We start from the raw sequence: 13330 nt of genomic DNA, 5'->3' as shown, positions 1-13330 counted from the left end.
AGGCCTAAAAAAAGCCCCGGCATTTTCGCCAGGGCTTTTTAATCTTCGATGGTCTGGCGGGGAATGCCGCCGACGCATTTAAGGCATCACGCCGCAGCCGAGACCTTCGCGTCGGTCGCGACCTCCGAGATCGTCTTCAAGACCTGCGAGGCGATCTGGTAGGGGTCGCCCTGGGAGTTCGGGCGGCGGTCTTCCAGATAGCCCTTGTAGTCGTTCTTGATGAAGGAGTGCGGCACGCGGATCGAGGCACCGCGGTCGGCAACGCCATAGGAGAACTTGTTCCAAGGCGCGGTCTCATGCTTGCCGGTCAGGCGCTTGTCGTTGTCCGGACCATAGACGGCGATGTGATCCATCAGGTTCTTTTCGAACTGGGCCATCAGCGCCTCGAAATAGGCCTTGCCGCCGACTTCGCGCATGTACTTGGTCGAGAAGTTGCAGTGCATGCCCGAGCCGTTCCAATCGGTATCGCCAAGCGGCTTGCAGTGGAACTCGATGTCGATGCCGTACTTTTCGGTAAGGCGCAGCAGCAGGTAGCGCGCCATCCAGATCTGGTCGGCGGCTTTCTTGGAACCCTTGCCGAAGATCTGGAACTCCCACTGGCCCTTGGCCACTTCGGCGTTGATGCCTTCATGATTGATGCCGGCGGCGAGACAGAGGTCGAGATGCTCCTCGACGATCTGGCGCGCGACATCGCCGACATTCTTGTAGCCGACGCCGGTGTAATAAGGTCCCTGCGGCGCCGGATAGCCGCTCTCGGGGAAGCCGAGCGGGCGGCCATCCTTGTAGAAGAAATATTCCTGCTCGAAGCCGAACCAGGCGTCCTCGTCGTCGAGGATGGTCGCGCGGCTGTTCGATGCATGCGGGGTGACGCCATCGGGCATCATGACTTCGCACATGACGAGAACGCCGTTGGTGCGCGCCGGATCCGGATAGAGCGCGACCGGCTTCAGCACGCAGTCGGAGCTGCGGCCTTCGGCCTGGTTCGTGGAAGAGCCGTCGAAGCCCCACAGTGGCAGCTGCTCGAGCGTCGGGAACTCGGCAAACTCCTTGATCTGGGTCTTGCCGCGCAGATTGGGGGTCGGGGTGTAGCCGTCGAGCCAAATATACTCGAGTTTGTATTTGGTCATTCCAGTGCCTCTCGTTGCTTGGACGCCGGGGCGGCATCAACGCATGGCCGGACCGAGCCGGCCTGCCGTGCGCTAAAATGCAATTCATATGCCACTCTCCTCGTCCAGGGTGCGGCAAAATGGTCATCGCAAAGCGTTGATTTTACTGAGCCTGCGCAGCAATGCGCGGCGATCGTTCAGGCGCGCTTTCTGCATAAATGTTGTGCAACGGCTGATCTTTTTGTGAGCATATTGCCTAAATGAATCGCAGAACCTATCTTGGGAACAGATTTGAATCGACTTGCTCCTGAAGAGGTAGGAGGCCGCCAATGGAAGTCACCACGTCCCGTCCGTCGGCAAGGATCCTGATGTTCCCGCTTGCAGGCCGGGCGTCTGCCTCAAATTTAGGCGCGAAGGCGAAATTCGCGGCAGAGCTTGCCTCGTTGCGCAATACGCACGCAGATTTCGACGGCTGGTACCATCAGGCGGCAATCGAGGAAGAACACAAGCAGCGCAAGAGCTGACCAATTCTTTCCAGCTCGAGACGAGAAAGAGCCCGGCGCGATCGCTCGCGCCGGGCTCTTCATTTGCCGAGGATCGGCTACTGCTTGGCGTCCAGATCGGTGCCCAGCGTATCCCTGACGAAGATCATGCCGATGATCAGCGACATCGCGGCGATCACCACTGGGTACCAGAGGCCGTAATAGATGTCGCCCTTGTAGGCGCTAAGCGCGAACACCGTTGCCGGCAGCAGGCCGCCGAACCAGCCATTGCCGATATGGTAAGGCAGCGACATGCCGGTATAGCGGATGCGGGTCGGGAACATCTCGACCAGGATCGCGGCGATCGGCCCGTAGACCATGGTCACGAACACGACCAAGATGAACAGGATGCCGATCGTCACCGGCCAATTCACCGCCTCCGGATCGGCGACCATGGCAAAGGCACCACCGCCCGGGATGTTGTAGACAGTGACCTCGGGGGCGCCGGCCGCTTCCTCCTTGGTCAGCAGCTTGTCGGCGACCGCCTTGTCGGTCGGAACGGTCGTCTTCTCGCCGCCGCGGATCGCCGCCGCATCGAGCTTCAATTCCGGATTGGCTGCGACGAAGGCGTCGAGCTTCTGGTCCGGCACCTTGGCCGCGGCCCGCTTCAGCGGATAACCGCCATCCTGCAGAGACATGTTGACTGCCTTTTGGAAGGCGGCCTCCGTGGCCTTGGCCTGATCGCCGGCGGCGACGGCGTCATAGGACTGCACCGTCTCGTTGCCGATCTTGACCGTGGCGGCGGTGCCGGGTGCCGCCGTCGAAACGACGTCGTAAGGCACCGAGTTCTTGGTCAGGAACGAGGTCGCGATATCGCAGGATGTCGTGAACTTCGCCGTGCCGACCGGATTGAACTGGAACCTGCAGTCGCCGGGGGCCGCGGTCACCGTTGCGCGCGTGTTTTGCTGTGCGGTGGCCAGCGCCGGATTGGCGGCCCAGGTCAGCGCCTTGAACAGCGGGAAGGTGCAGACGATTCCCAAAGCAAGGCCGGCCATGATGATCGGCTTGCGGCCGATCTTGTCGGACAGCCAGCCGAACACGACGAAGAAGATCGAGCCGACGGCAAGCGCGATCGCGATCATGACGTTGACCGACCACGCGTCGACCTTCAGCACGTTCTGCAGGAAGAACAGCGCGTAGAACTGGCCGTTGTACCAGATCACGGCCTGGCCTGCGGTGAGGCCGAGCAGCGCCAGAAGCGCGATCTTGGCGTTCTTCCACTGGCCGAAGGCTTCTGACAGCGGCGCCTTGGAGCCCTTGCCCTCCTCTTTCATGCGCTGGAAGGTCGGCGACTCCGAAAGCGACAGCCGGATCCAGATCGAGATGGCAAGCAGCAGGAAGGAGACGATGAAGGGAATGCGCCAGCCCCAGGCAGCGTAGGTTTCCTTGCTGAGCGAACCCTGGACGATGAGGATGACGATCAGCGACAGGAATAGGCCGAGCGTTGCCGTCGTCTGGATCCAGGAGGTGTAGAAGCCGCGGCGATCGTCCGGCGCGTGCTCGGCGACATAGGTTGCGGCACCGCCATATTCGCCGCCAAGCGCCAGCCCCTGCAGCATGCGCAGCCCGATCAGGATCACCGGTGCCGCGATGCCCCAGCTGGCATAGCCGGGCAGCAGGCCGACCAGGAAGGTCGACAGGCCCATGATCGTCATGGTGACGAGGAAGGTGTATTTGCGGCCGACGAGGTCGCCGATGCGGCCGAACACAAGCGCGCCGAAGGGACGGACGAGGAAGCCGGCGGCGAAAGCCAGCAGCGCGAAGATGTTGCGCGTCGCCTCGGGGATGGTCGGGCTGAAGAAGGTCGCGCCGATGAAGGCGGCCAGCGAACCGTAAAGATAGAAATCGTACCATTCGAAAACGGTACCGAGCGAGGAGGCGAAGATGACCTTCTTTTCCTCCCGCGTCATGCCGCGGCTTTTTCCGCCGGCGGTCGATGCCATTGCCATTGATATATCCTCCCGTGGATCCCGTCTGTCCTCGATGGCTGCGCGCCACCGTCCGCAATTCCTCCGAACGCGGACTCAAAAACGCGGCCAACGAAGGAAAAAATGGCAGAAAGCGCCCCGGAAAGGCACCGCGACGATGGGATTATGACTTTGGTATTAGATGCAATGCGAAGCGGAGCTCAGGCTTTGAGCGCCTCAAGCAGGCTGACTGCCGCCATCATGTCGCGCATGCGGGCGGAGCGGCGCGCGACGGCTTCGGCATCCTGGCCCCAGTGCTCGATCTGCCAGTCTTCGTCGACATGGCCGGCGGCCCAGGCCTCCTCGCCGTCGAGCTCGCCGAAGTCGACGGCAAGCGCCAGCAGCGCTGAGCCGGTCAGCGAGGTCATGACGTGGATCGCGGCCAGACGCAGCGGCTCGGCGCGCTGGGCAAGATGAGCGCCAAGGACGGCGATCGTCTCGCGCGGCTGCTCGACATGGATGACACCTTCGGCGAGGTTGAAGCGCACGCCGAGGTTGCTTCTTGCCCAATCGAGAACCGGATCCCAGAGCCTGTTCTGACGGTCTACCAGCCCCTGCGGGCCATCGGCTCGGTAGCAAAGCAGGTCCGACGAAGCGAAGCGCAGGACATCCTCCAGCACCGCTTGCGGGTCGCTGGCCACACCGTCGAGTGCCGTGTTGGCAAGGCGCATCACCGGCATGGTCACAGGGTCGATGATCTCGCGCTGGGCGGAAAATTCGTCAGCAACCAGCGTCGCGGCTCCTTCAGTCGGCAACACCAGCAGCGCCTTTCCCGGCGTGCGGACCGGCCTGCCGTCCAGATGGACGGCAAAACCGCCTTCGACCGGCACTACCGAAACCGCCTCGTAGAAGCGCTTCGGCAGCGGCGTCTTCATCTGGATCTGGGCGCGGCGCACCGGATCGGGATCTGAAAGCTGCTTTCCCGCTTCGAGGTCGTTGAGGATGTCGCGCATCTCGAACTCCTTACGCTGGGACCTGCTTGCGCGACGGCCGATTGACGATGATCAGCCCGGCCGCGATCAGGCCCAGTGCCAGGAAGATCCTGATCGTCAGCGGCTCGCCCAAAAGCACGGCGCCGCACAGAACGCCGAACACCGGCGACAGGAAGGCGAAGCTGGACAGGCCCGCCGCCGGATAGCGCGTGAGCAGCCAGAACCACAAAACATAGGTGAAAGCGACGATATAGAAAGACTGGAACATCAATGCCAGTGTCGGCAATGCAGCGATTTCGCGGATCGGCGGGCCGGCGAACGGCATCACAAGGGCGCCGACGACGGCAGCGCCCGCCAGCTGATAGAGCAGAAGCTTCTCGGCGCTGGTCTCGACCAACTTCGATCGCTTGATGACGATGCTGGTCAACGCCCACAGGATGCCCGAGCCAAGACTGAGCAGATCGCCCGTCAGCGTCGCGTCATTGCCGGCGAAGATGCCGTCTGAGAACACGGCCAGAAGCCCGCAGAAAGCAAGCACGAGGCCCCCAAGCTTGCGCGCGTTGATGCGCTCGCCGAGCAAAAAATGGCCGCCGATCAGGACCCAGAACGGCATGGTGTTGACCAACAGCGTGTTGCGAGCGACGGTCGTGTATTCCAGCCCGATATAGAGAAACAGGAACTCGACGCCGAAGAGCACGCCGACGACAATACCGGCGCTGAGCGTCCCATCCGCTTCAAACAGCTTGATGCCGCGCAACCGGCACCAGCCGAGAACGCACAGCCCGCCGATGATCGAGCGCGCGATCGAGACGAAGACCGGATCGTAGCCGGCATAGGAGACCTTGGCGGCGACGTAGTTCAGGCCCCAGGACAATGTCAGCCCGACCATCATGGCGGCCGCGGTCATGTCGACCGCCTCGCGTCGGCCGAATGTATCGGCAGCACCGCTCAATTGTCGTCCTCCGCGCTCTGCTCATCGAAGCCGAGCAAGTTCCAGCTTTGGCGCATATGCGGCGGCATCGGCGCGGTAACATCGATGACGCCCTGGTCTGGATGCGGGATAACGATGCGGCGCGCGTGAAGATGAAGGCGGTTCTGGATGCCGCCGGGAAACTCCCAATTGGTGTCGGCCTCGAAATATTTGGGATCGCCGATGATCGGGCAGCCGATATGGGCGGCATGGACGCGAAGCTGGTGGGTGCGGCCGGTATAGGGTTCCATTTCCAGCCAGGACAGCGACTGCGCCGCCTGCTCGACGACGCGGTAATAGGAAACGGCATGGTCGGCGCCCTTCTCGCCATGCTTGGCGATGCGCACGCGGTCGCCGTCCGGCGTCGCCTCCTTGACCAGCCATGTCGAGATCTTGTCCTCGCGCTTCGGCGGCACGCCCTTGACCAAGGCCCAATAGGTTTTCTTCGTCTCGCGCGCCCGGAACGCTTCCGACAGCTTCATCGCGGCAAGGCGGGTGCGGGCAACGACCAGCACACCGGAAGTGTCACGGTCGAGGCGATGGACGAGGCGCGGCTTCTCGCCCTTCTGGTTGCGCCAGGCCTCCAGCATGTCGTCGACATTGCGCGTGACGCCGGAGCCGCCCTGCACGGCAAGCCCGGCCGGCTTGTTGAAGACGAAGACCTTCGGGTCCTCGTGCAGCAGCATCTTGGCCAGCACATCGGCATCGCCCTGGTTGCGGATCGAATGGCCGGTGAGTGGGGCGTCGCCCTTCTTGTCGACTTCGAGCGGCGGAATGCGCACGGTCTGCCCGGGCTCGACGCGCGTGTCGGCCTTCACGCGGCCGCCATCAACGCGGACCTGGCCCGAGCGCAAGAGCTTTTGCAGGTGACCGAAGCCGAGGCCCGGATAATGGACCTTGAACCAGCGGTCGAGCCGCATGCCCGCTTCGCCGGCCTCCACCGTGATTTGTTCGACACCTGCCATGGTTACGCTTTTCCGTTTGAAGGCGGCGCCATAGCACTAAGGCAGAGAGGTTGCGAGCCAAAGACCCAACAACGGACAAAGATCGCGCCAAAGAGCGTTGCGGAGCCGCGGGCGCGGAGCTTCAGTTTGCGGCCGCCTTCTTGGCCTTGGACGAGCCGATCATCTTCCAGTTCTTGTAGAACATGGAATTGATGCGCTCGACGCTGACCGAGACGATGGCGAGAAGGTTGGCGATCAGGCCGGGGAATGGCGATGGACGGACGATATCCATGAACACGCAGTAGCGGCGTCCGTCATATTCGTTCACCGAACGGTGCAGCAGCGTGTCGTCGAAAATGTAAAGCGGGTTGTCATGCCAGTAGTTCCTGGCGCCGTTGCACTCGACGAAAATCTCAGCCTTGACCGGCAACAGGTTGTAGAGGATGCGCAGGCTGAGCCGTAGCGGCCCGAAATGCCAGGAAGTCGATTCCTTGCCTCTGAAGACTGAGACCGCGATGGTCTTGATGTATTTGAAGTCCTTGTTGAATTCCGCGACGTTGTCGATCTTGTGCTTGCCATACCACTGATAGACGTACATGCCGCGCCGACCGGTGCCGAAATTGGCGTCGATATCGGCGATAATCTCGTCCTTGCGAGTCTTGAAGACGTCGAGAACCTCGTTGACCTCGCGCTGATAGTCTGCGGGGAACTGCTCCAGCTTCCATACGCCCGGGTTCCGATAGCAAAGCAGGTCGACCAAAAGGTTGAACGGCGACAGCAGCCAGGTGAAGATGCCGTTGCCGAGGAAATAGCCGCGGAACAACGACAGATCCTTGTTTGCATTGCGCATCACGTCGATCAGACCGCAGACGATCCAGATCGTGGTCAGGATCGGGATAAAATAAAAGCCAAGCGCGAGAAGCGGGACTGCGATAGCAGCCTGACGAAGAGTCTTACGGGTTTGCTTTGTCATAGTCTTTCGCCTGGGAGCGCGATCCTGTTCGCATGAGCCAAATCACGGCGACCCCCGCCAGCCGTGCGCCTTCATAGGATTTTTCATGACGCGGCACAATCTGGAACAGGTTTGCCCGCTCACGATCGCGCCAGCATCTCGACTTTGCTGTCATGCCGACGAAGCTTCGCCGCGAAGCACCCGGGCTCGCCGAGCCGCGGAAGCGGCTATTCCCGCTCTTTGCGCAGCTTTGCCCAGTATTCCAACCGCTTCTTGACCTCGCGCTCGAAGCCGCGCTCGGGCGGATCGTAGAAAGTGCGGCGGCCCATCTTTTCCGGGAAATAGTCCTGGCCGGAAAAGGCATCCGGCTCGTCGTGGTCGTAGCGGTAGCCGGCGCCGTAATCCTCTTCCTTCATCAGCTTGGTTGGCGCATTGAGGATGTGCTTGGGCGGCAGCAGCGAGCCGAATTCCTTGGCCGCTTGTGTCGCCGCCTTGAAGGCGGTGTAGACGGCGTTCGACTTGGGCGCGGTGGCGAGATAGACGGTGGCCTCGGCGAAGGCGAGTTCGCCCTCGGGCGAGCCGAGATAATCGTAGGCGTCCTTTGCGGCATTGGCGACGACCAGGGCCTGCGGATCGGCAAGCCCGATATCTTCCACCGCCATGCGCACCAGCCGGCGGCCGAGATAGAGCGGATCCTCACCGGCATCGAACACGCGGGCGAGGTAATACAGCGCGGCGTCCGGATCCGAGCCGCGTACTGATTTATGCAGCGCCGAGATCAGGTTGTAGTGGCCGTCCTGGCCCTTGTCGTAGATCGGCGCGCGACGCTGGATGACGCGCTGCAGGCCTTCGGGCCCAAACACCTCGCCCGGCTTGGCGGCGCGCCAGACCTCCTCGGCGAGCGTCAGCGAGGCACGACCGTCGCCATCGCTCATGCGGATCAGCATGGCCCGCGCCTCGTCGTCGAGCGGCAGCGCCCTGCCCTCGGTCGCCTCGGCCCGCTCCAGCAGCTTGGCGATGCTCTCCTCGTCCAGCGAGCGGAAGACGAGCACCCGCGCGCGGGACAGAAGCGCCGCGTTCAGCTCGAAGGATGGGTTCTCCGTCGTGGCGCCGACCAGCACCACCGTGCCGTCTTCCATGACCGGCAAAAAACCGTCCTGCTGGGCGCGGTTGAAGCGATGGATCTCGTCGACGAAGAGCAGCGTCTGGCGGCCATTGGTCCGGCGCAATTTTGCTGCCTCGAACACTTTCTTCAGGTCGGCGACGCCGGAAAACACCGCCGATATCTGCTCGAAGGCGAGGTGGGTTTCGCCGGCGAGCAACCGCGCCACCGTCGTCTTGCCGGTGCCGGGCGGGCCCCAGAAAATCATCGAGCCGAGCGTGCCGGAATTGATCAGCCGCGTCAGCGCGCCATCCGGGCCGGTCAAGTGCTCCTGGCCAACGACCTCGCCAAGGGTCTTCGGGCGCAACCGGTCAGCCAGCGGCCGGCCAGGCGGCGCCTTCTCCGGTTCATCGACGCTGAACAGATCGGCCATGCACTTTTATTTGGTTGGAACGCGGCCCCTTTTCCAGAGCCTGCTCAGTAACGCAACACTTGGCGCAGTATCTGCCCACCGCGCTCGACGGTAAACCGCCACCACCGCGTGTCCTGCTGCGCAATCTGTGCCAGCGTCGCCGCCTTATCGATGCTGGTGCCGTTCACTTCGCGCACGATATCGCCCGGTTGGAAGCCGAAATCGGCGGCCGGTGAATCGCGGTTGATGTCGACCACGGTGACCCCCTTCATGTCGGTGCGCAGCCCGAGACGCTGGGCAAGGCGCGGCGAAAGCTCTGCCACCTTGGCGCCGGCGAAGGGGCTGCGGCCATGCAGCGTGACCTCGCTCGCCTTCGCGCCTTCGGGGGCGCGCTCCAGCGCAATCTCGAGCGTTGCCTGCTGGCCCTTGCTCAGTACGGCGAAGGTCGCCTTCGTACCGATCGACAGCGTCGCCATGCGGTAGTCCAGCGCCTCGATGCTTTCGACCGGCGTCTTGTTGAGCGACAGCACGACGTCGCCCGGCTTGAGCCCCGCCTTGCCGGCCGGTCCGGCCGCATCGACCGACGAGACCAACGCGCCGGTCGGCTTTTCCATGCCGAGCGATTCCGCGATCTGCGGTGTCACGGCTTCAAACTCGGCGCCGATATAGGGCCGCTCGAAGAAATCCAGGCCGGCCTTGGCGGCGTCGGCGAAAGCCCTGACCATGTTCGACGGAATGGCGAAACCGATACCGATCGAGCCGCCGCTGCGGCTATAGATAGCCGTGTTGATGCCGACCAGTTGGCCGCCCATGTTGATCAGCGCGCCGCCGGAATTGCCGGGATTGATGGCGGCATCGGTCTGGATGAAATAGCCGGAATCGGAAACGCCGATATGGCTGCGGGCAAGCGCCGAAACGATGCCGCTGGTGGTCGTCTGGCCGACGCCGAAGGGATTGCCGATGGCGAGCACCAGGTCGCCGACCTCAAGCGCGTCGGAATCGCCGATGGCGATCACCGGGAACGGCTTGTCGGCGGAAATCTTGAGCACGGCAAGATCCAGTGTCTCGTCCTTCAGCATCACCTTGGATGTGAACTCGCGCCCGTCGGCCGTCGCGACCTTCACCTCGTCGGCATCCTTGATGACATGGTAGTTGGTGACGATCACGCCGCTCGGATCGACCAGCACGCCGGAACCGAGCGAAGACTGCGCGCGCGGCTGCGCGCGGCCGAAGAACTCCTCGAAGAAGGGATCGCCCTCGAACGGCGAGGTCACCTTTGCGGTCTGCGAGGCATAGACGTTGACCACGGCCGGCGCCGTCTGCTTGACCAGCGGCGCAAACGAAAGCTGCACCTCCTCGCGGCCGAACGGCACGCGCTTGTCGGGCCCGGAAGTGGAGTTCTCGCCCTCGACGCCATGCAAGAGATCGGTCAGCACGTCGGAAAGGCCAGGGTCGGCCGGCTTGGCGGCATCTTCTGCGAATGCCTGTCTGACGCTAGGAGCCGCGGCGAAAGCGGCAAGCGTGCAAACCGCAATAAGAAACAGCCGTTTGAGGTGCATTCCGAATCCTCCAGATCAGGCGCCATTGTCCCGACGATTGTGCAGAATGAAAGGCTAATGCACGGAAATACGATGCTTGTCGCGCAAAAGCGTGAGAACGAGAACGAAAATCCGCTCGCCCTGCTCGCTGGTTTCAGAACGAAAAAGGGGCCCCGAAGGCCCCTTGAATTCATTCGCTGAAAACCTGGCCTTATGCGGCCGCGGCTTCCTCTTCGCCGCCTTCGGCCTCGAGACGCGCGCGGTCGGCGGCGCCCTTGGCCGAGGTGTCGCGGTCGACGAACTCGATGACCGCCATGGCGGCATTGTCGCCGTGGCGGAAGCCCGCCTTCATGATGCGCAGGTAGCCGCCGTTGCGGCTGGCGTAGCGCGGTGCGATGGTTTCGAACAGGCGCTTGACGACGCCTTCATTGCCGATCTGCGCGATCACCTGGCGGCGGGCGTGCAGGTCGCCGCGCTTGCCGAGCGTCACCAGCTTCTCGACGATCGGACGCAGGTCCTTCGCCTTCGGCAGGGTGGTGACGATCTGCTCGTGCTCGATCAGAGACACGGCGAGGTTGGCGAACATCGACTTGCGGTGGCTCACGCTGCGGGCGAAGCGACGGCCTTTGAAACCGTGGCGCATGGCTCTTTTCCTTCTTTAGTTGTTCAAGAGGCCACGGCCTCTGATGGTTTTCCGCATGACCGTCGGATCGAGCGGCTCGCGCCGCCGATCCTTGGAATTCATGCTCAATATTGATCTTCGTAACGCTTGGCGAGGTCTTCGATGTTTTCCGGGGGCCAATCCGGCACTTCCATGCCGAGGTGCAGACCCATCGCCGCCAGCACTTCCTTGATCTCGTTCAGCGACTTGCGGCCGAAATTCGGAGTGCGCAGCATCTCGGCTTCCGTCTTCTGGATCAGGTCGCCGATATAGACGATGTTGTCGTTCTTCAGGCAGTTGGCCGAACGCACCGAAAGCTCGAGCTCGTCGACCTTCTTGAGCAGCGCCGGGTTGAAGGCGAGCTCGGTGACGGCCTCGGTGGCGACTTCCTTCTGCGGCTCGTCGAAGTTGACGAACAGGCTGAGCTGGTCCTGCAGGATGCGGGCCGCGAAAGCCACGGCGTCCTCGCCCGAGATCGAACCGTCGGTCTCGATGGTCATGGTCAGCTTGTCATAGTCGAGAACCTGGCCCTCGCGGGTGTTCTCGACCTTGTAGGAGACCTTCTTGACTGGCGAGTAGAGGCTGTCGACCGGGATCAAGCCGATCGGCGCGTCCTCGGCGCGGTTGCGCTCAGCCGGCACATAGCCCTTGCCGGTGTCGACGGTGAACTCCATGCGGATCTCCGCACCCTCGTCCAGCGTGCAGATCACGTGGTCGGGGTTGAGGATCTCGACGTCGCCGACGGTCTGGATGTCGCCGGCAAGGACGGCGCCCGGACCCTGCTTGCGCACGACCATGCGCTTGGGACCATCGCCTTCCATGCGGATGGCGATTTCCTTGATGTTGAGCACGATGTCGGTCACGTCCTCGCGCACGCCGGCGATGGACGAGAACTCATGCAGCACGCCGTCGATCTGCACGGCGGTGACGGCCGCGCCGCGCAGCGAAGACAGAAGCACGCGCCGCAGCGCGTTGCCGAGCGTGAGGCCGAAGCCGCGCTCGAGCGGCTCGGCCACGAGCGTGGTCAGCGTCTTCTTCTTCGACGAGAACTCGATCTTGTTCGGCTTGATCAGTTCCTGCCAGTTTTTCTGGATCATGGTGTCTTCCTTCCTTTGACCCGCCACCATCCAATCGTGGCGGGCAGCCTGGAATTGCCGCGGAGGAGCGCCTTGGCGCTCACGCGGCGTTCAAAAATATTAGACGCGGCGCTTCTTGCGCGGACGGCAGCCATTGTGCGGGATCGGCGTCACATCGCGGATCGAGGTGATCGTGAAGCCGGCGGCCTGCAGGGCGCGCAGCGCCGATTCACGGCCGGAGCCGGGTCCGCAGACCTCGACCTCGAGCATGCGCATGCCGTGTTCCTGGGCCTTCTTGGCGACGTCCTCGGCGGCCATCTGGGCGGCGAACGGGGTCGACTTGCGCGAACCCTTGAAGCCCTGGGCGCCGGCCGACGACCAGGCGATCGAATTGCCCTGCGCGTCGGTGATGGTGATCATCGTGTTGTTGAAGGTCGAATTGACGTGGGCAACGCCCGACGAGATGTTCTTGCGTTCGCGACGGCGAACACGAGCGGCTTCCTTGGCCATGGTAGTCCTTTCAGTTGATCTCTACACCGCCGTAACGCCAGCGGCTCCACCTTCGTAAGGGAGTAGGGGAATAGGGCAGTAAGGGAGTGGGAAATGAACGATCCGATTTCGGACTATTCCCTACTGCCTTACTCCCCTACTCCCTTATTCCCCTAATTACTTCTTCTTGCCGGCGATCGCCTTGGCCGGGCCCTTGCGGGTGCGCGCATTGGTATGCGTGCGCTGGCCGCGGACCGGCAGCGAGCGGCGGTGACGCAGCCCGCGGTAGCAGCCGAGGTCCATCAGCCGCTTGATGTTCATCGAGACCTCGCGGCGCAGGTCGCCTTCGACCTGGTAGTCGCGGTCGATCGTCTCGCGGATCTGCAGCACTTCCGCGTCGGTCAGCTGGTTGACGCGGCGGTCTGCCGGGATGCCGACCTTGTCGACGATCTCCTGGGCAAACTTCTTGCCGATGCCGTGAATGTACTGAAGCGCAATGACGACGCGCTTGTTGGTCGGAATGTTGACGCCGGCTATACGAGCCATGTTCTTTCATCTCCATTTGGGCCGGCCATCCTTCAAAAAGGCAGGCCCGGCGCTATCTAAGTTGCCCCGCGTCCGGTGGAGGCCGGCCCTTGC

Annotated in this window: 13 protein-coding genes; 1 reads left to right on the top strand and 12 read right to left on the bottom strand. The window is 62.8% G+C overall.

The features are described 5' to 3' along the window. Nucleotides 1-86 precede the first annotated feature (86 nt). Entirely contained in the window at nucleotides 87-1127 is a 1041-nt protein-coding gene (locus tag CK221_RS10205; RefSeq protein ID WP_066989630.1) for a glutamine synthetase beta-grasp domain-containing protein, read from the bottom strand. Nucleotides 1128-1435: 308 nt separating this feature from the next. On the opposite strand from CK221_RS10205, the gene CK221_RS10200 reads away from it, so the two are divergent. After that, nucleotides 1436-1630, top strand: coding sequence for a DUF2735 domain-containing protein (locus CK221_RS10200; protein WP_095777631.1), 195 nt, complete (start codon nucleotides 1436-1438; stop codon nucleotides 1628-1630). A 77-nt stretch (nucleotides 1631-1707) separates the two neighbouring features. On the opposite strand, the gene CK221_RS10195 is transcribed toward CK221_RS10200, so the two are convergent. From CK221_RS10195 to rpsM, 11 genes are all read right to left on the bottom strand, one after another. Beyond that, nucleotides 1708-3597 carry an MFS transporter gene (locus CK221_RS10195; RefSeq protein ID WP_095777630.1) on the bottom strand — a complete coding sequence of 630 codons (1890 nt, stop codon included), beginning with the start codon at nucleotides 3595-3597 and terminating at the stop codon, nucleotides 1708-1710. Nucleotides 3598-3776: 179 nt separating this feature from the next. Next, nucleotides 3777-4568 (bottom strand): ATP12 family chaperone protein, encoded by a 792-nt coding sequence (locus tag CK221_RS10190; protein ID WP_095777629.1) that lies wholly within the window; start codon nucleotides 4566-4568, stop codon nucleotides 3777-3779. Between the two features lie 10 nt (nucleotides 4569-4578). Beyond that, nucleotides 4579-5454 carry a DMT family transporter gene (locus tag CK221_RS10185; RefSeq protein WP_067321630.1) on the bottom strand — a complete coding sequence of 292 codons (876 nt, stop codon included), beginning with the start codon at nucleotides 5452-5454 and terminating at the stop codon, nucleotides 4579-4581. A gap of 41 nt (nucleotides 5455-5495) precedes the next feature. Then, a complete protein-coding gene (locus CK221_RS10180) occupies nucleotides 5496-6482 on the bottom strand; it encodes an RluA family pseudouridine synthase (RefSeq protein WP_067321449.1) in 987 nt (328 codons plus the stop codon). 121 nt (nucleotides 6483-6603) lie between these two features. Then, nucleotides 6604-7434 carry an aspartyl/asparaginyl beta-hydroxylase domain-containing protein gene (locus CK221_RS10175; protein WP_095777627.1) on the bottom strand — a complete coding sequence of 277 codons (831 nt, stop codon included), beginning with the start codon at nucleotides 7432-7434 and terminating at the stop codon, nucleotides 6604-6606. A gap of 206 nt (nucleotides 7435-7640) precedes the next feature. Then, nucleotides 7641-8948 carry a replication-associated recombination protein A gene (locus CK221_RS10170; protein ID WP_095777626.1) on the bottom strand — a complete coding sequence of 436 codons (1308 nt, stop codon included), beginning with the start codon at nucleotides 8946-8948 and terminating at the stop codon, nucleotides 7641-7643. A gap of 44 nt (nucleotides 8949-8992) precedes the next feature. Further along, a complete protein-coding gene (locus CK221_RS10165; RefSeq protein WP_095777625.1) occupies nucleotides 8993-10486 on the bottom strand; it encodes a DegQ family serine endoprotease in 1494 nt (497 codons plus the stop codon). A gap of 190 nt (nucleotides 10487-10676) precedes the next feature. Beyond that, complete coding sequence (gene rplQ, locus CK221_RS10160) at nucleotides 10677-11108, bottom strand: 50S ribosomal protein L17 (protein ID WP_066989613.1); 432 nt, start codon at nucleotides 11106-11108, stop codon at nucleotides 10677-10679. 104 nt (nucleotides 11109-11212) lie between these two features. Then, complete coding sequence (locus CK221_RS10155) at nucleotides 11213-12223, bottom strand: DNA-directed RNA polymerase subunit alpha (RefSeq protein ID WP_059188661.1); 1011 nt, start codon at nucleotides 12221-12223, stop codon at nucleotides 11213-11215. A 99-nt stretch (nucleotides 12224-12322) separates the two neighbouring features. Further along, nucleotides 12323-12712 carry a 30S ribosomal protein S11 gene (gene rpsK, locus CK221_RS10150; protein WP_006205444.1) on the bottom strand — a complete coding sequence of 130 codons (390 nt, stop codon included), beginning with the start codon at nucleotides 12710-12712 and terminating at the stop codon, nucleotides 12323-12325. A 156-nt stretch (nucleotides 12713-12868) separates the two neighbouring features. Beyond that, complete coding sequence (gene rpsM, locus CK221_RS10145; RefSeq protein WP_027170351.1) at nucleotides 12869-13237, bottom strand: 30S ribosomal protein S13; 369 nt, start codon at nucleotides 13235-13237, stop codon at nucleotides 12869-12871. Nucleotides 13238-13330 lie beyond the last annotated feature (93 nt).

The organism is Mesorhizobium sp. WSM3868 (genome assembly GCF_002294785.1).
Classification (GTDB): domain Bacteria; phylum Pseudomonadota; class Alphaproteobacteria; order Rhizobiales; family Rhizobiaceae; genus Mesorhizobium.
The sequence above is the reverse complement of the archived record's forward strand: the minus strand, read 5'-3'. Positions and strand labels throughout refer to the sequence as shown.